13 protein-coding genes are annotated in these 17765 nt (G+C 49.6%); 5 read left to right on the top strand and 8 right to left on the bottom strand.

Annotated features, from left to right (window positions below; genetic code table 11):
* Nucleotides 1-92: 92 nt before the first annotated feature.
* Nucleotides 93-1235, bottom strand: a complete 1143-nt coding sequence (locus MLAB_RS05685; RefSeq protein WP_011833446.1) for an energy-coupling factor ABC transporter ATP-binding protein — start codon at nt 1233-1235, stop codon at nt 93-95.
* Complete coding sequence (locus MLAB_RS10045; RefSeq protein ID WP_011833445.1) at nt 1232-3031, bottom strand: energy-coupling factor ABC transporter permease; 1800 nt, start codon at nt 3029-3031, stop codon at nt 1232-1234. Before MLAB_RS10045 ends, MLAB_RS05685 begins: the two co-directional genes overlap by 4 nt.
* Before the next feature lie 72 nt (nt 3032-3103).
* Between MLAB_RS10045 and MLAB_RS05675 the strand changes: the two genes are divergently transcribed.
* Both MLAB_RS05675 and MLAB_RS05670 read left to right on the top strand, forming a co-directional pair.
* The gene (locus MLAB_RS05675) at nt 3104-4405 is read left to right on the top strand and encodes a cobyrinate a,c-diamide synthase (RefSeq protein WP_011833444.1); all 1302 of its coding nucleotides are present in this window, start codon (nt 3104-3106) and stop codon (nt 4403-4405) included.
* 181 nt (nt 4406-4586) lie between these two features.
* The gene (locus MLAB_RS05670) at nt 4587-5834 is read left to right on the top strand and encodes a chloride channel protein (protein ID WP_245525959.1); all 1248 of its coding nucleotides are present in this window, start codon (nt 4587-4589) and stop codon (nt 5832-5834) included.
* 13 nt (nt 5835-5847) lie between these two features.
* Here the strand turns inward: MLAB_RS05670 and MLAB_RS05665 are convergent, their stop codons facing one another.
* Nucleotides 5848-7455, bottom strand: coding sequence for a dicarboxylate/amino acid:cation symporter (locus MLAB_RS05665; RefSeq protein ID WP_011833442.1), 1608 nt, complete (start codon nt 7453-7455; stop codon nt 5848-5850).
* 163 nt (nt 7456-7618) lie between these two features.
* On the opposite strand from MLAB_RS05665, the gene MLAB_RS05660 reads away from it, so the two are divergent.
* Complete coding sequence (locus MLAB_RS05660; RefSeq protein WP_011833441.1) at nt 7619-8884, top strand: hypothetical protein; 1266 nt, start codon at nt 7619-7621, stop codon at nt 8882-8884.
* Nucleotides 8885-9003: 119 nt separating this feature from the next.
* Here MLAB_RS05660 and mcrA read toward each other — a convergent pair whose 3' ends face one another.
* From mcrA to MLAB_RS09960, 5 genes are all read right to left on the bottom strand, one after another.
* Nucleotides 9004-10710, bottom strand: a complete 1707-nt coding sequence (gene mcrA / locus MLAB_RS05655) for a coenzyme-B sulfoethylthiotransferase subunit alpha (protein ID WP_011833440.1) — start codon at nt 10708-10710, stop codon at nt 9004-9006.
* A 5-nt stretch (nt 10711-10715) separates the two neighbouring features.
* Nucleotides 10716-11480 (bottom strand): coenzyme-B sulfoethylthiotransferase subunit gamma, encoded by a 765-nt coding sequence (gene mcrG / locus MLAB_RS05650; RefSeq protein ID WP_011833439.1) that lies wholly within the window; start codon nt 11478-11480, stop codon nt 10716-10718.
* A gap of 44 nt (nt 11481-11524) precedes the next feature.
* On the bottom strand, nt 11525-12838 hold the full coding sequence (gene mcrB, locus MLAB_RS05645; RefSeq protein ID WP_011833438.1) for a coenzyme-B sulfoethylthiotransferase subunit beta: 1314 nt from the start codon (nt 12836-12838) through the stop codon (nt 11525-11527).
* Nucleotides 12839-13592: 754 nt separating this feature from the next.
* Nucleotides 13593-15473 carry a heavy metal translocating P-type ATPase gene (locus tag MLAB_RS05640; RefSeq protein WP_011833437.1) on the bottom strand — a complete coding sequence of 627 codons (1881 nt, stop codon included), beginning with the start codon at nt 15471-15473 and terminating at the stop codon, nt 13593-13595.
* A 12-nt stretch (nt 15474-15485) separates the two neighbouring features.
* Complete coding sequence (locus tag MLAB_RS09960) at nt 15486-15704, bottom strand: cation transporter (protein WP_048062063.1); 219 nt, start codon at nt 15702-15704, stop codon at nt 15486-15488.
* Between the two features lie 347 nt (nt 15705-16051).
* Between MLAB_RS09960 and MLAB_RS10040 the strand changes: the two genes are divergently transcribed.
* Entirely contained in the window at nt 16052-16180 is a 129-nt protein-coding gene (locus tag MLAB_RS10040) for a symporter small accessory protein (RefSeq protein ID WP_342606834.1), read from the top strand.
* Entirely contained in the window at nt 16164-17738 is a 1575-nt protein-coding gene (locus MLAB_RS05630) for a sodium:solute symporter family protein (RefSeq protein ID WP_048062257.1), read from the top strand. Before MLAB_RS10040 ends, MLAB_RS05630 begins: the two co-directional genes overlap by 17 nt.
* Nucleotides 17739-17765: the final 27 nt, after the last annotated feature.

The following is a 17765-nucleotide window of genomic DNA, read 5'->3' as shown; positions in this document are numbered from 1 at the left end:
TTAACAATGGGTTTTTTGCCTGAAATATATTTGTATGGGGGCATTATCCAAAGAATCCGTGTATGATTACCGACTATCTGGTGAATGCTGTTTTAGATTCGGATGACCTGTACCTCGATCCCGCTTTCTTTTGAGAATGTGGCCGCCCGAAGTTCCACCCGGTCAAGCATCCCGCCGCAGGTCAGAATCAGAGTATCTTCTCCGCTCATGACGGAAAGAAGACACTTGTCCACAACGCCGTGCGTATATTCAAGCGAAATCTCCGAGAGATAACAGAACTTCTTTGCTCTCGTTCCCATAGCACCCGTGTGCCAGGCCGGGTGTTCTGCCTGCATCTGCTGTGCCAAAGAAGGAGTCAGAGAATCAGTATCAGCGAGATAGATTGTCCCGGTCACGATAGGACAGGATCCTTCGATAAGTCGGGTCATCTCCGGGATACCTTTCGGGGGGATACCCTGCGCAAGGATATTTCTTCTCACAAGCTCCATGTAGAGATCCAGCAGGACCGGCGGGGTCATCCTCGCTTTTGTCATCAATTCATAGCTGGTGAAGACCTCGGCAGGTTCTCCCTGATGAAGGACCATGCCTTCGGCAAGAAGAATCACCTCGTCTGCCCATGCGTAGGCAAGTTCAACATCATGGGTCGAGAGCAGGATCGTCGTCCCGTCTTCATGGAGTTCGTCCAAAAGATCCATGATCTCGGCGGCCGTTGCCGGATCAAGTGACGCAGTTGGTTCGTCAGCTACCAGAATGTCGGGCCGCATGGCAAGAATCCCCGCGATCGCGACACGTTTCTTTTCACCACCCGACAAGTGATGAGGCGGACGCTTGTCATAATCCACAAGGCCAACGGCAAACAGCGAATCAGAAACACGTTCCAGTATCTCTTCTTCGGAGAGATGCAGATTCATCGGTCCAAATGCCACGTCGGCATAGACGCTCGGGGCAAATATCTGGGAATCTGAGTTCTGAAACACGAGGCCCACCCTGGTCCGAACGTCCCGAAGCGAAACTCTATCGTATGCGATCTCCTCGCCGTTTACCAGAATTTTTCCGCTTTCCGGCACCAGCGTACCATTGCACATCAGAAGGAGCGTGGTCTTTCCAGCTCCGTTAGGTCCGACAACAGCAACTTTCTTTCCTCTCTTAATCGAAAAGGATATTCCATTCAGCGATGCGGGGCGGCCCGGATACGAGAACCGGACATCTTCAAAAGTAAGTACATTATCGTTCATAATAACAGCATCTCCGCACATAACAGACCAAATATTAACGCAATAAAGAGAAACACAGCCATCGCTGAAAGCGGAGTGACATGACCCTCTTCTTCTGGAAGAGCCATGCATCCGTCATAACAGCGTGAGTCCATGGAAACAAAGATTGCCTCTCCTTTTTCCCAGGTTCTGATAAAAAGCATCGAGGCAAGCATGGAAAACGAAGTGAGATAATTTTTCCACGTGCCATATCCTCCCCGCATAATCTGTGCATTGTGGATCGCGATCGCCTCGCCGATGAAGACGAAGATATACCGGTAAATCAGCATGGACAAATCGATGAATGCCTGAGGCATCCGCATCTTCTGGAGAACGGAAAACAGTGATGTTATCGGCGTGGTTAGAGTAAGGAAGTAGAGCGAACACATACCTGCCAGCGTCCTGGATAATACCAGTGCCGCCAGTTCAAGCGAAGTCGTGGTTATCTGGAAATGAAATGCTCCGATACGGAAAAAGTCGATAAGTGTTTCCCCGCCGCCGGTGATGAGTAAAATCACCGCAGCTCCCGTTCCGGCAAACACCAGAGGGATCGTCAGGAGAGATCCGTAAAGACGCGGACTGACTTTCGCGATGATGAGTGCTGCAAAGATCATGACCCCCGCAATAAATAATGGGAGATACGGGAGCGGCGAGGTCACGCCGATTATGATCGCTGACAGACAGAACAGCAGTTTAAGCCATGCTGAAACCTGCCGAAGAGGACTTGCGATCGCCACATCATCGAGAATATGTTCATCAAAGATGGTGTGAGGTTTTTTTCCAAAACCTCGGGATGCCGATCTGATTCTCAGCAGATAGAGACAGAAAACAAGGACTGCAGCCCCGATACCGGCCTGAAGAGCAAACAGCCAGCCGTGCATATCCTCGGAGACAAGATTCAGCGGATCAAAGACCGGAAGATTTCCCAGATCTATCAGCGTTTCTGCGACCAGATCATCAGATCCGGACTGGAGTCCGAGTCCTGCAAGCAGGAATGCAAGGGAGGCTGTAAGCAGCACGACAATGATTCCGGCAATAATCCATTTGTTTTTCGATATTGGGGATAAGTTCTGATCGGAACTCGGAAGAAGTATGCGTGTCTCTTTTTTCGACAGAATGTCGAGGGAGACAAAGATATCCGGGCGTATCCTGATCACAAATCTCATCATAAGAACAATGAGTATGCCCTCAAGAACAGCAAGGGGAACCTGCGTTATGCTGAAAATCCCAAGGTAGACCACAAAAGAGGCAAGCACCCCTCCTTCAGCCGCCGGGTAGGCAAGTGCGAGTTGAAGGGAGGTCATCATGTAAGTGACTAAATCTGCCGCAGCAGCAGCACAAAACACGGTGACCGAAAAACTCCTGATACTAAATTCGGGTCGAATCAGATGGCCGATTTTAAAAATAATACAGGCGGCAAGCGGGCCTGCAACACCCATCGAGATGATGTTTGCGCCAAGTGTGGTGATCCCTCCATGTGCAAGAAGAAGTGCCTGAAATACTAATACTATTGTGCAGAACACTGAACACACCGCAGGTCCGAATAGTATCGCGCCAAATCCCGTGCCGGTTGCATGCGATGAGGATCCTACGGAAGGGAGTTTCAGGGATGAAAGGATAAAAACACATGCTCCCGCAAGTCCGAGAAGCGGCAGTGACTCAGGATTTCTCTTGACGAGTCTGATAAGCGCGGCCATGCCTGCCAAAACACAAACCACAGCGAGGAGTGCCCAAAACTGCCACCACGGGCTTGGCAGAAACCCTTCCATAATATGCATAAAACACCTAGTATCTATCGATAAGATATAATTCTATAAAATTAAACTCAAACTGATATAAGGTAAACGATTATGATTAGACAAAGCACCAGCATCCCCCGTATCGTGATCGCCGGCACTCACAGCGGATGCGGAAAAACAACCACTGCGTCCGGGATCATGGCGGCACTTCGGGCGAGGGGTCTCGTGGTCCAGCCGTTCAAAGTCGGACCGGATTTTATCGACCCGTCCCATCATTCGGTCGTTTGCGGGAGAAGTTCGCGCAATCTCGATCCGTTCATGATGGGTGAAGAGTCGGTCCGCCGTTCGTTTGTTTCTGCATGCGAGGGGGCAGACATTGCTGTAATCGAGGGTGTGATGGGGTTGTATGACGGCGTGGATGGGGGGGACTGCGCGAGCACGGCGCATGTCGCACGCATTCTCGATGCTCCTGTTGTTTTGGTTACAGACATCAAAGGCATGAGCCGGAGTGTGGCCGCTTTGATCAAGGGGTACACGGAATTTGATTCCAGAGTCCGGTTTGCCGGCGTAATTATGACGAAAGGGGGCAGTGAGAAGCATAAAGCGATGACGACCACGGATATTTCCGTCCCTCTTCTCGGATGGATCCCGCGAAGCGATGCACTCGCCGTTGAAAGCCGGCACTTGGGTTTGAAGATGGCGGATGAGGATGCTCGGATGAAAGATACCGGAGCATTCATCGAAGAACACTGCCTGCTTGACGCCCTTTTGGCCGCTGCTGCCGATACAGCAGTGATCACGGCAGAGACGAACATGCCCCCTGCAGAAAACAAAATCAGAATAGGTATCGCGCTGGACGAGGCGTTCTGTTTTTATTATCAGGACAACTTCGATCATCTCAGAAAGAAAGGAGCCGAACTGATTTTCTTTTCTCCCATTCACGACACTCTTCCTGAAGCAGATGCCTATTACTTCGGCGGGGGTTATCCGGAACTCTATGCCGAAGAACTGGCGAAATCCCGGTGCAGGTCTGAGCTGAAATGGGCTGCCGATTCAGGTAAATCGATTTTTGGCGAGTGCGGCGGTCTGATGTGGCTGAATCGTTCGATAACTACACTGGAAGGGCGTAATTATAAAATGACTGGGCTTCTTGATGCTGACTGTCAGATGGAAAAACGGTTCGTCGCTTTGAATTATGTTGTTGGTAAAGTGACGGCCCCCTCATTTTTCCCTGAGGGGATGGATATTCGCGGTCATGAGTTCCACTACTCGCGAACCATACCCGATTCAGACGTACGATATGCGCTCACCCTGACCCGCGGTGAAGGGGTCGGTAATGGAAAAGACGGGATTATGGCTGGTTCAGTGATCGGTGCATATACACACATGTACTTCGGCGCAGTCAATAAGTAAAATTGATTCTTGGCGAAGAACGAAAATAGTATAGATCTTAATATCTGGTGTTATTTTGCATCCCGGAGAAGAACGAATATCATTTAAAAAAACCCTGTTGATCGGGGTAAGTATCGGCATAATATCCGGATTCGGGACGCTTTTGTTTTTCACGGCTCTCGAATACTGTATCAATCTAATTATGGGAATCTTCTACGGCGGTGCGTTCCCTACACCTGGTCAGTCCTGCACAGGGATCACCTGCTGGACACCCCCGCCGATAATCTGGCTCATTCTCCCTATCATCTGCGGCGGCGCACTCCTTTCCGGGCTGATCGTCTATAAATTTGCACCGGAAGCCGAAGGTCATGGTACAGATGCGGCGTTAAAAGCGTATCACGGGGATGGAAAAATTCGCTGGCGCGTCCCGTTCGTTAAAGCAGTTGCATCTTTGATCACTATTTCAACGGGGGGCAGTGCCGGACGCGAAGGTCCTACTGCCCAGATCGCTGCAGGATTTGGCGCAATTATCTCTGATGTTTTTCAGCTTTCGCCGCGTGAACGAAAAATCGCGATCGCGACAGGAATCGGGGCAGGTATCGGTACGATTTTTAAGGCTCCCTTGGGAGGAGCCGTGCTGGCAGCAGAGATCCTCTATCTTAGGGACGTTGATGCCGATGTTTTAATCCCGTCTTTTCTTGCGTCGGTCATCAGTTACTCGATTTTCGGATTTTTCATGGGGTATGATGCCATATTCGGCACGACGGAAATGACCTGGTCCGTTGTTCAGGTTCCCTTTTTCCTCGCTCTGGGTCCTCTGTGTGCATTTATTGGGATCATGTACATCAAATCGTTTTATGGAACCAAGACCCTCTTCGATAAATTCTTTCGAACATATGGACTGCCGACATATCTTAAACCAGTTCTGGGAGCATTTATCATCGGCATCTTTGTGATCGTCTTTGCCTATATCTCACCGGACACTCTTATGGTAGCGCTCGGAAGTCTCGGATCGGGTTATGGATTTGTGCAGCTTGCTCTTTACAACATGCTTCCCCTCACTGTTTTGATCCTTCTTCCTTTCGCCAAGACTCTCACGACATCTCTGACCATAGGGTCGGGCGGGAGCGGCGGTGTATTTGCACCGGGCATCTCGATCGGAGGATTTACCGGCGGAGCATTCGGCATGATTCTGCATATCCTTTTCCCGACAATCATACCTCTTACAACGGTTCCTATATTCGTCATCATAGGCATGATCGCACTATTCGGCAGTATCGCTCATGCGCCGATTGCGGTCATGATCATGGTGCTCGAGATGACCGGGGACTTTGGGATCCTCATCCCTGCTATGGCCGCACTTGTTCTGGCCTGTCTTATCATGGGTAAGAACACCATCTTCAGGGAGCAGAGGGAAAGACGCGAGGATATTTTACTTCCTCATAATTAGCAGCATGAGAGGGTCAGCCTCTCATCACTTTTTCATCAACCAGATCCAGTTTGCCTGCCACATGGATCATATCCACAGGCACGGCCACCATGTTCAGTGATGTACTCAGGAAGTCCAGCACGATCTCCAAAACCACAGCGATACCAAGCGCTTCTACAGGTATTCCCAACTGAAGGAATAGAATCGAGTAACAGGCGATCCCTCCTCCGGGCACCGGAGGGACGGCCAAAGCAAGAAGGCCGCAGGTCAGTATGGCGGCAAATATCCAGGAAAAGGTGATCGGAACGCCGTAGGTATCGGCCATAAATAAACAGACGCAGAAAAATACCGCGGCATGCCCCGGTCTCGAGAAGGCGGTTCCAAGAGGAACGCCGAAGTTCACGAGTTTACGCTGTATGCCCAGTTTTTTCTCGCAGCACTCCATGTTCGTCGAGAAGGTAGCCGCTGATGAAGCGGTCGTAAGAGCCACCAGAAATGAGGGGAGCAGTTTTTTTACCAGAATGATCGGGGAGATTTTTCTTCGAATCGAAACACTCATGATCATCAGGACAAGGTTTGCACCTACACAGAGGAAGATGATTACAAAAAGTTTCACGAGACCTGCCATATCTGAAAGCATATCCGTCAGCATCAACTGAAGAATGCTGATGAAGATGATCACTGGAAGGAGTGACGTGATCCATTCCATGATCAGCTGGATGATGTTGTTTGCCTGTCCAACGAACTGTATGATCACCGGGATCTTTTTGTTCAGGATAAGCATGGCAAGACCAAAAGTCACTGCCAGAAAGATGATCTGAAGAGAGTTTCCTTCGACGAACGGAGAGATGAGATTGGATGGAATGATATCGAGGATCATGGAAAAAATCGCCGTGAACTCCCCGCCGTTCACTATTGTCCCGCCGGCCGCATACGTAAAAAACGGAATACAGACCAGTGTGCAGATGACCAACGTGAAGTAGATTCTTCCAAGGTATCTGCCTATAACACGTTTGCCGATATTTCCGAGTGTAGCCGTATCGCCAATACTGTAAATACCCCAGATAAGGGATAAAAACATCATGGGAAGGGCCGCCGCGATTAAAAGTCCAATGAAGGTGTCGAACAGCGGGACAACAACGACCTCGGAGACTGCGTGTCTGATGTCATACGGTAGTTCACGGCACAATAGTCCAACGAATACTCCTGCAAAAATCGAGCAGAAAAGATAAATCAGCGGATTGATCTTTTTCCGCTTCGGCATGAGCGATATCTGATTTTCGCCGTTTACGTAATGATACGACGGGGTAAGTCCGATATTTGCAAGCAGTGTCTGGACCGAATTGCCCCCGTTTAAAACACAGTCCCCTCCGTCTTCACCGAACGGATTTACTCTTGGTCCTATAACCGAGAGGTTAATGTACTGACGGCCCAGACGTTTGCCGCTCCGGTATGTTCCTTCGATTCCTTCTCCGAGAACAGCGAGCCATTTCAACAGGACCTGTTCGACGGCAAGATGCAAACGCTCAATGTCGTATTCTTCAATATTTCCTTCTTTGAGTGCTTCGGCTGTTAAAGAACTGATCTGCCCGACCGCATCTTCCGAGAGATGAAATGTAAGTGTTTTTGAGGATACTGCCATACTAATATGTCCCAAGCCTGTGACCGATATCCTCACAGGTTGTTTCTCAGAACATATAATTGCTCTATTTCTTTTTGGGCACCTGTGTTCAAACCGAACGTCACAATATATTCAGCAGAGATAGAAATAGGCTGAAAGCGAATATTTATTCAGGAATGTTCTTATGGCAGACAAATTCATCCCCTCCGCAAAACTCGACCGTTTTCAACGCAAATTCAATGACAACCGATTCTATTTCATCTCACTTCATCTGGAGCTTAATGGATATATCGATCTTAACCGCCTGGAAAAGGCAATTACAAAAGTTGCAGATGCAGTCAAAATTCTCAGGTGTTATTATACCGGCAGTTATGAGGACGAGAACAGCGGGTGGGTGCTGCTGACCAGAGAACCAAAATGGCTGAGCGTGGCCAGTTCCGACCCCGCGAGTGTGACGGCCATTCTGGATAATCTGCCAACTGAACATCCCCCCCTGCATGTGACGGCGGATCAGAATGGGCCGCAATGCACGCTGGTTTTCTCGATAGATCACACAGTAACCGATGCACATGGCTTGTGGGATATTGTCGGGATGATTTCGGCATGTTATGTAAATCTTGCGTGGGATCCGGATTATACTCCTGCTCCAGTCAGGGAATGCAACACCCGATCTCTGGATCCGCTTCTTGATTCTTATTCCCGTGAAGCATGCGCCGCAATGTGCCGTGCCGAAGCGGTAAAACGGATTCCTGTCCAGCAATATCAGAAATTGTTTCTATTCCCGCAGGAAAAGCGTGGAAAGCCTCAGCTTCTTGTCGAAAAGATACAGCCTCATACACTGCACTCTATGAAGGAGTTTGCCCGCCGAAATAATGCAACATTGAATGATGTTCTGGTTACAGTGTATGCGGCTGCACTACAGGAGTATGTGTTGGACACGTTCCAGACCTCGATGTCTATAGTGCCGATCCGGGGAGCCGTAGATCTCAGAAGATATCTGCCTCCTTATCTTCGAAACGAAATTAAAAACTATTCAGTTTCCTATTGGTCAAGAGCACCGATCCCGAAGTCCGGGGATATAGTATCAATTCTTCGCGAAGTTACTGCATTATCAAAGACGCACCGTACGACTGCTCCGGGTATAGGCGAACTTTTCGCTATCGAAGAGCCGGAGTCAGAAGCAGCCAAACCGTATCTCGAGCCGGAGTATTACTCAACTCCATTCATGTCGAATACCGGAATCCTTCCGAAAGATATTGTGGATTTCGGCGATGGTATTTCTGTGATAGATGCTTTGAACTATGCAAATATCACTACAGGAAATCCGTTTGTTATCGTGGTTCTCACGTGGAATAATACGATGTCGTTTTCCATATTCACCGATGGTGAGTATGACACAGCGCAACATCTTTTAAAACGGATGAGCGAACTTTTGAGTGAGCTTACCTGATTCATAAGCTCATCAAGAACTCTGAATTGATCATCACTTTTTTTTATGAAATTATCTCTGCTGATTTTTTTTGCAGAACTGTTGAAAAAAGAAAAAAAAGTGAGTGGTTAATGAACCACTTACTGTGCCGGGATGATGAGGGATCTCTCACCAGCAGGCATAAATTCGCGGATTGCTCCTTTGGCGAATTCTGCACGCGGGTGGGCGAAGTCGAACTTCAGGGCCGGGTCTGCGAAACAGATCTTGATCAGCGGGGAGAGCGTCCATGCGTCGCCGCGGCCGAAGTGGGCTGCTGCTCCGATGGCTGCGTATTCTCCCTGGTGACCGACGTTCATTGCATAGTTCGGGTAGTTCGGTCCACGGAACTCGCCGATACAGCCCTCGTCGGGTCTGATGGAGAGTGAGTTTGCGGAACCGCACTGGTCCTGCAGGTCGTAGCCGAAGAAACCAAGTCTGGACCATCCGTCTTTGTGGAGAAGCATGGACAGATACCAGCCGTTGAGACCGGCGTTGGAGTTTCCGGTTGCAATGGAAGTGGTGATACCGGATGCTGCTGCAAGAACTGCTGCACGCTGGGAACCGCCGAAGTGGTCTTCCATCATGGTCGGGAACTGTTCATACTGTTCCATACCGTAAAGGTTGACTTCGGTTGCGATGTCGTTGACAACTTCCTGGGTTGCTTTGACTTTGTCGTTCGGGTTCGGGTTCTTGAGGTCAACCTTGTACTTGTCGTGGATGTAGTCCATTCCGCTGTATACAAAGTCATCAAGGATGTTATCCGTGTATGCTGCAGTTGCGTACTGGGTGAAACCGACACCGCCGGACATATAGGATCCGAGCCAGATCTGGTCGAAGAGCATGGCTCCTGCTGCGACATTTTCCAGGGATGCTTTTGCCGGGTCGTTCGGGTTGACACGGTCTGCCTGGATCATATCGGAGAAGTTACCAAAGAGCATTCCTCCGGGCTCGTTCGGACCGCGTGCACGGCGTGCAGGCAGGTGGTGGGCCATGTTGATGACACCAGCGTGCTTTGCTGCAAAGGACAGGTCAGCAACGGCTGCTTCACCGGCGCACATACGGTATGCGGCAATGAAGGACATACCGATCTGCATGGCGGACCAGCGGGAGGTAGTTCCTCCATCGCAGGTACGGCCGACGATGGTCGGCATGTGGACACACTGCCAGAGGGATTTGCCGACTGCTGCCTGAAGGGCTTCAGCCTGCTTCTTCGGGAAGAGCTTCTCGACGTCGATGACGAACTGGGGCTCGAGGTTGTCGGCGAGTTCCTGGTCACCGGTAAACACACGGACGTAACAGTCGTCGGTAAGTCCCGGGTGGGTCTCGACCATGTGTTCCTGAACGACGGCGCCTCCGGGCATTGCGTGGTTGACGACGTGGAGATACTCGTTGATGGTTTCAGGAGTAACTTCCTTGCCGAGACGCTTCTGCAGGGTCTGGTGGGCCATGTCCATGGACACGATTACGGTTCTGCGGATATCATCCCACATCTGCTGCATGGCAGCATTGTTGACGAAGTGAAGGTCATCACCCTCAACGAAGGTTCCAGTGCCGGAGACTTCGTAGGTCATCAGCTGGCGCTGACCCATCGGGATACCGCCAAGGTGGCAGTGTTCCGGGTCGTACATGGAGATTCCACGTGCAGCTTCGATCTTTTTGTTCTCGGCCATGAACTCTCTCTTACGAGGAGACTGCTGGACGCCGTTAAACTTGTAGAACTCTGTCTGAACAGATGCAACGTCCTGTTTTGGGAACTTCTGCTTGAGTGCATCAAGGAAAAGTTTCTGGGTCTTTTCTACTTTTGCCATATTACTCAGGCCTCCTTGGGCATGAATCCGTATTTGGTACGGAGGGCGTGGATACGCTGAACGTATGCAACATATTCACTGTCGGCACGGAATGGAGTTCCGACAAGGGAGTGGAACATCGGAGTGTTCTCTTTCAGCCAGGCTGCATCCATCGGTTTACCGACAGCAACTTTGCGGTCGAGTGGAATTGCTACCTGATCTTTGACGTACTTTACAACACCGTCGGTGTCAAGGATACATCTCTGAACTGCATCGAACATCATACCGTTCTCTGCGAGACGGAGTGAGTGTCCATGCACGGTTGCACCGCGGATACCGACAGTCGCCGGGTCAAAGAGGCTGCTCTCAACAAGTTCGCGTGCGTATCCTTCAAGATCACGCTCGCGGCACTCGACGATCTGACGGCCGGAGAGAGTTCCCGGGTCGATACCACGGTAGCGGTACATCTCGAGATAGGTTCTCTGGTAAGGCTGACATGGTGCGTTCAGCATAGAGTCAGCGAACTGAATGTATCTGACACGGTCACCGGCTTTTGCGCCTTCGGTCGGCTGAACGAGTTTGCGGATCGGGCAGTCGGGTTCTCCCTGCTCTGCGAGTGGGGGGTGTGCCGACGGGTATGCCTGTCCTGGTGCACGGTGTCCCATGATAAGGACAAGGTCCTCATCGGTAATGTTGCGAATCTTATCGAGCTTTACGTTCGGGTTCATCTGGTTGCGACGAACTTCCGCGACGCGGGAAGTTCCCGGCCCGTATTGTGGTGTATATGCCATTTTTATGTTCCTTCGTGATTGTTTTGGTTATTCACGGATGAAAGTTATGCAACTTTTGCAATTGCCTGGATCGGGTGTGCAAACTCTTCGATCTTACCGAAGGTTTCACCGTAGATCTTTGCGGTTCCTTCCGGAGAGAACATCTGAGTACCTGCATCAAGTGCACATGCTGCAACTGCACAAGGCATTGCGACACCTGCTGCGTGACGGGTAACGACGTGGTTTCCGTTGAAGATACCCGGTCCTCCTCCACCGTAGATGGAGTGGCTGAAGAAGGAGAAACCAACACCGGCTCCCATAACTCTTCCAAAGTCGGATCCCGGAAGTCCGGTTTCGTGCTCAAGAAGGTCGTTGAAGTACAGTAAGGTGGAGGATGCTGCCTGTGCCATTCTTCCTGCTCCTGCGTTGACCATGGTTGCGGCGAGGGTACCGGCGGATGCATAGGCGTTCCAGAGCATCGGGTCCTTGGTCTCGTAGGGCTTGAAGTATCCGCCTTTAGCTGCTGCTGCCTGAGTGATGACGTTGTCTTCCATTGCACGCTCGACTAAGGACTGAACGACAGTACCAACAGTACCGGTCTGACCGTTTGCTTTAACAAGATCGTAGACGATGTTGTTTGCGTTCAGACCCTGGTATGCGAAGAGTAAAAGCTGTGCACGCTCGAATGGACCGATTGCGTTACCCATCTCGAACTGACCTGCATGCTCGAAGGTGGATGCGAGGGCTGCACCCTGCATTGCGTTTCTGTGGGTCATCATTACGGTCTGGTTTGCCGGAATGTTACGAAGTGCATATCCGAGAGACTCGTTGTTCTGGGGGATAGACATGATCATAGAACATGCTCCGCCTGCGAGATCCATCGTGACCGGGTAGGTACCGAATGCTGCTGCTTTGACGGTGTTTGCGTTGAACATGTCAACGTTGAACTGCTCGACAACTGCATAGGTGGTTGCTGCTGCGACAGAGGTGAGGGCTGCATCGTAGGTTGCTGCTGCAGCAATACGTGCTGAGGGGACCTTCACTAACAGAAGTTTTCCGCCGTTGAAGCGTTTGATCTCGGTGTCATCGCCAGATTCTACAGAGACATACTCTTTGATCTTTGCTTCGATTGCGTCGATGTTTCCAAGGATATCAAGGTCAAGTTCACGTCCGAGGATCTGCTGGTGCTTGCCGATCTTACCCGACTTCAGACCATCCTGCATACCGCCGAGGTTGACTGCAACAGAACGTTTCGTGTCGTCGATGATTTTCTTGACTGCCGGGTTTACAAGCGGGCTGATCCGCTCAAGGGATATATTACTCCGTAAGAGTTTACCATAGTCATCATATAAATCGATGACATCCTTGTATTTTGCCATAATGTTTACCTGTTTTTCTTCATGCAAATCGCATGCTTTTTTACCGAACGGAGTCTTATCTAATAGGACAAAATCTGTTCCAAGGAGGTTGGACAGACTTATTTTACTAATATATTTAATTAACACGAAATACTATTAATTAATATATTAGTAGTAAAATAATCTCCAGTTCTCCATCTTTATTTTTTTGTTAAATGATTTATATGTTGCTTTATTTGTCAAACGTACCCCTATCTGAGCACTTCATTGAGACTCGTTAGTGAACATACAAAGAATCGAATCAGGCTAATTTATATCAAATAAAGTGATACGATTAAATACAGAAATGTTACAAAACGGTTGGTTCTAAACTTCCTGCCTGATGTCTTGGTCCCAGAACACGGGACAAAATTCATGCGGCTGGTGTAGATAATTCTCTATAGAATATGTCACGTCCCCTCTCGACTTCACGCCTGCTGTGTGATTTTATTAGCGTCAAAATTGTATATTTCTGGTAATGCTGGAATATTTCCAGCTTTTTTCCAGATTGTCGTATCCTTGGGCAATCTGTGATTCTCTACAAAACTTACATAAAATTTTCGCGCATGCACCATCCAAAAGGGATAAATCATTCGTCACCCCGGAAAATATAGCGTGCCTTCCATGCGCTCTTTGTCCAAATGTGGCTTGAAAGACCCGAACGCGCTGGAAATGCGCACCTGACCTGCTGTGCGAATTGTAGGGGAATGCCTTGAAGATGCGCACACTTCTCTCATTATCTGCTTTTCAGCGTTCTCATCGCGTTCAGTATCGCGATGAATGCGACGCCAACGTCTGCAAAAACTGCTTCCCACATATTTGCAATTCCCAGGGCGGCTAGAAGCAGCACGAAAAACTTTACTCCGAGGGCGAACACGATGTTCTGGAAAACGATATGCATCGTCTTGTGTGAGATATGTACCGCAGATATGATTTTCATTGGGTCATCATCCATCAGGACAATATCGGCCGCTTCGATAGCTGCATCGGATCCAAGAGATCCCATCGCAATACCGAGATCGGCACGCATAATGACCGGAGCATCATTGATGCCGTCTCCAACGAATGCTGCCATTCGTCCTACCTGCTGTTCTGCCAGAATTTTTTCCAGTGCCGAGACCTTGTCCTGAGGGAGGAGGGACGCGTAATACTCGTCAATTCCCAGCTCACGGGCAATTGCGGCCGCTGCAGGTGGAGCATCGCCGGTAAGCATAATAATTCGATGAATACCACGTCTTTTCAATTCGGCCACTGCCTGAACGGCAGTGGGTTTGATTGTGTCGGCAAGCCTTAACCATCCGGCGTATCTTCCATCAATGGCAACATGGATCAGTGATCCCTCCTTGGAACCATCATCAATGGTGACCCCCTGTTCCTGCAGATATCCGGCGTTTCCAACAGTAATCCGGCGACCAAGATACATTGCAGAAACACCATGGCCCGCATACTCGGAAACATCCGTCAGATTGTCAGTGCTGACCGGCTGCTGATATGCCACCCGTAACGAAACGGCGATCGGATGACTACTGTAGGTTTCGGCATGTGCGGCAATTTCCAGCAGGTCTCTTTCAGAAATTCCAATCGGATGTATATCGGTAACGGAAAAACTCCCGTTGGTAAGAGTGCCTGTTTTATCGAAGACAATCGTGTCGGTTTTCGACAAAGCCTCAAGATAGCTGCTTCCTTTCACGAGTATTCCAGATCGTGAAGCACCCCCGATCCCGCCAAAAAAACTGAGAGGGACAGAAATAACAAGGGCACACGGACAGGAGACGACGAGGAAGATCAAAGCTCGCTCTATCCAGATGGTAAACGGCTCGGCGAGAATCAACGGAGGTATCACGGAAAGAATCACTGCAGCGAGGACGACGACGGGAGTATAATACCGCGAAAATCTTGTGATGAACTGCTCGGTTTTGGCTTTTTTACCAGCCGCATTCTCCACCAGTTCAAGAATACGTGTGACGGTCGATTCACTCAGCGGCTTTTCTACCCGGACATGAAGCACGCCGCTGATATTGATGCATCCGCTGATCACCTTATCGCCGACACCGACATTGCGGGGCAGAGATTCTCCGGTAAGGGATGCTGTATCCAACGCCGACATACCTGCGATCACCACACCGTCGACAGGTACCCTGTCTCCAGCTTTGATAACGATATGGTCTCCGACCTGGAGGATGCCTGGGTCAACAGAGATGATTGCCCCATCCTGCTCGATATATGCATGGTCCGGACTGATATCCATCAGGTCTGCGATCGATCTGCGGGATTTTTCCACCGCATAACTCTGAAACAGTTCTCCGACCTGGTAAAAAAGCATCACGGCAACAGCCTCGGGATACTGGCCAAGGCAGAATGCTCCGATCGTCGCAATCGACATCAGAAAATGTTCATCAAAAACATTTCCGTGGATAATATTTTTGCCGGCACGCAGAAGGACATCCCCGCCGATCACAAGATAAACGGAGAGGAACAGGAAAAACTCGGCATACAGCGAGTATGATTCTGGAAAGACAGCAAATTCTGTGAGCAAAACAGCTCCGGCAAAGAGAATCGAAGCAGCAATGATCCGGTTGAGGGATCGCCGCTGTTTTTTTGTGAGAGTAACAACCATAGGGCTGATTCGTTACTCCATAATGACACAGTCCGGTTCGACCCGTTTGCAGATGACCTTAGCTTCTTTCAGGATATCGGGAAATCTCCCATCATCAGCATCGAGAACAAGCCGTCTGGTCATGAAACTGATACTTGCATCATGGACGCCGTCGATTTTTCTGATTCCGTTCTCCATAACAGCTGCACAATGTGCGCAGTCAAGATTTTCCAGTATGAAACTCTTTTTCATAACAGTCTCCAAATGTATCTTCAAATTGGATTTCAGGAGATATTAAGCAAAAAGTGAGTTGCAAAACAGGTAGTTTCCTACAGGAAACCGAAAATTGGATTGATGCGGCACAAACTCTGGAATGTGCTCATTATTTATAGGTAAAACTCAAACTATGAGACGATTCTCATGGACGTAGAACGCACGAGTAATTCATGCGGCATTCTATCTACGTTCCACGTTTTCTTTTTCTTCTTTAGATAGGAGAACCACCGTTACGCTCGCGTATGGTGGTTCTCCGCTTGATCCGATACAGCGACCGTATGGTGTCGAAAACGCCCGAATCACCCAAAACTAGGTGAATTTCTATGTTAGGCATCAGTGACCCGTGGGTATGGATGACATACCTCATCTGCTTGATAGCACTGCTATTCTGCGGAATTTACGGATATATGAATTGGAACAAGGACAGTGATGATGATGACGGTAAGCACTGAGCTGACAATCGGCATCGTCGCATTCTACCTTGTGATGATCATAGGTATCGGATATTACGGATATAGGCGAACAAAAAAGGTAGAAGACTATATGGTTGCCGGACGAAATACGCATCCGGCTATAATTGCCCTATCCTATGGAGCCACGTTCATCAGTACATCCGCCATCATCGGGTTCGGCGGGACGTCGGCGCAATACGGTATGAGCCTGATGTGGCTGACCGTATTGTGTATCGTCGTTGGGGTGATCATCGCGTTCATCTGTATGGGAAAACGGATCAGACGGATCGGGAAAGATCTTGGGGCCCTGACATATCCCGAACTCCTCGGCAAGATGTACGGATCGAAGAAGATCATCTATGCAACCGGCGCGATTTTCGTTGCAGCAATGCCCCTTTATACTGCGGCCGTTCTGATAGGCGGGGCACGATTCATTGAAACTACACTCGGCATCCCGTACCTCACAGCCCTGCTTGGATTTGCCGGTGTTGTCGCGCTCTATGTCGTCATTGGCGGTTTGATGGCCGTCATGTACACAGATGCGGTACAGGGAGCTATTATGCTGGTTGGGATGGGAGTCCTGCTGGTTCTGACCTATGTATATCTTGGAGGTATAGTGGCAGCGAACAATGCGCTTGAGTCGATGAGCGGTCTTGTTCCAAGTACACTCTCATCTATGGGAATGACCGGTTGGACTTCGATGCCGGAGTTCGGCTCTCCCATTTGGATGACGGTCATTACGACACTCGTTCTCGGGGTTGGCGTGGGTGTTCTTGCCCAACCGCAGCTTGCGGTCAGGTTCATGACGGCAAAAGACGGAAAATCACTGAATCGGGCAATTCCAATCGGCGCTCTCTTCATCGTGATGATGACTGGAGTAGCCTTCACGGTCGGACCGCTGACGAATGTATATTTCATGGATAAACTTGGAATGCTGGCAATCGATGCTGCCGGGGGAAATGCAGATCTGATCATTCCGCTCTACATCAACTCGGCAATGCCCGAACTGTTCGTCATTATCTTTATGCTGACGCTGCTTTCGGCGGCCATGTCGACACTTTCATCTCTTCTGCATACTATGGGAACAACACTCGGCGGGGATATCTTTGCCAGAATGAGAGGTGTTCGTTACTCCATCAGAGCGAATCAGATCGGCATCATGATCATGATGATCGTCAGTATCATCCTCGCAGTAATGATGCCGGGAAGTATTATTGCACGTGCTACTGCCATGTTCATGGGGTTATGTACTGCTGCTCTTCTTCCGGCGTTTGTTCATGGAATCACCTCAAAGAATCCATCCTATCTCGCTGCGAAATGGAGTATGGCAGTTGGTGCCGGCGGCTGGCTTATTTGGGCGGTTTTCTGCCACACAGCGGAGTCGAAGATGCTTGGAATTTGCAATGCACTGTTTGGCGTCAACTCTCTGGTAGGATCGCCCTGGTGCTATCTCGATCCGCTGGTCGTCGGAGTCGTGCTTTCAGTTACTGTGCTTCTTGTCCTGATACCCTTGGACAAAAAGAGAATAACACATGAAGATCAGATGAAACTGATCTGAAACATCCTTTTTTTAATGAGTATTATT

The organism is Methanocorpusculum labreanum Z (genome assembly GCF_000015765.1).
In the GTDB taxonomy this organism is placed as follows: domain Archaea; phylum Halobacteriota; class Methanomicrobia; order Methanomicrobiales; family Methanocorpusculaceae; genus Methanocorpusculum; species Methanocorpusculum labreanum.
This window is presented reverse-complemented; position numbering and strand designations above follow the sequence as displayed.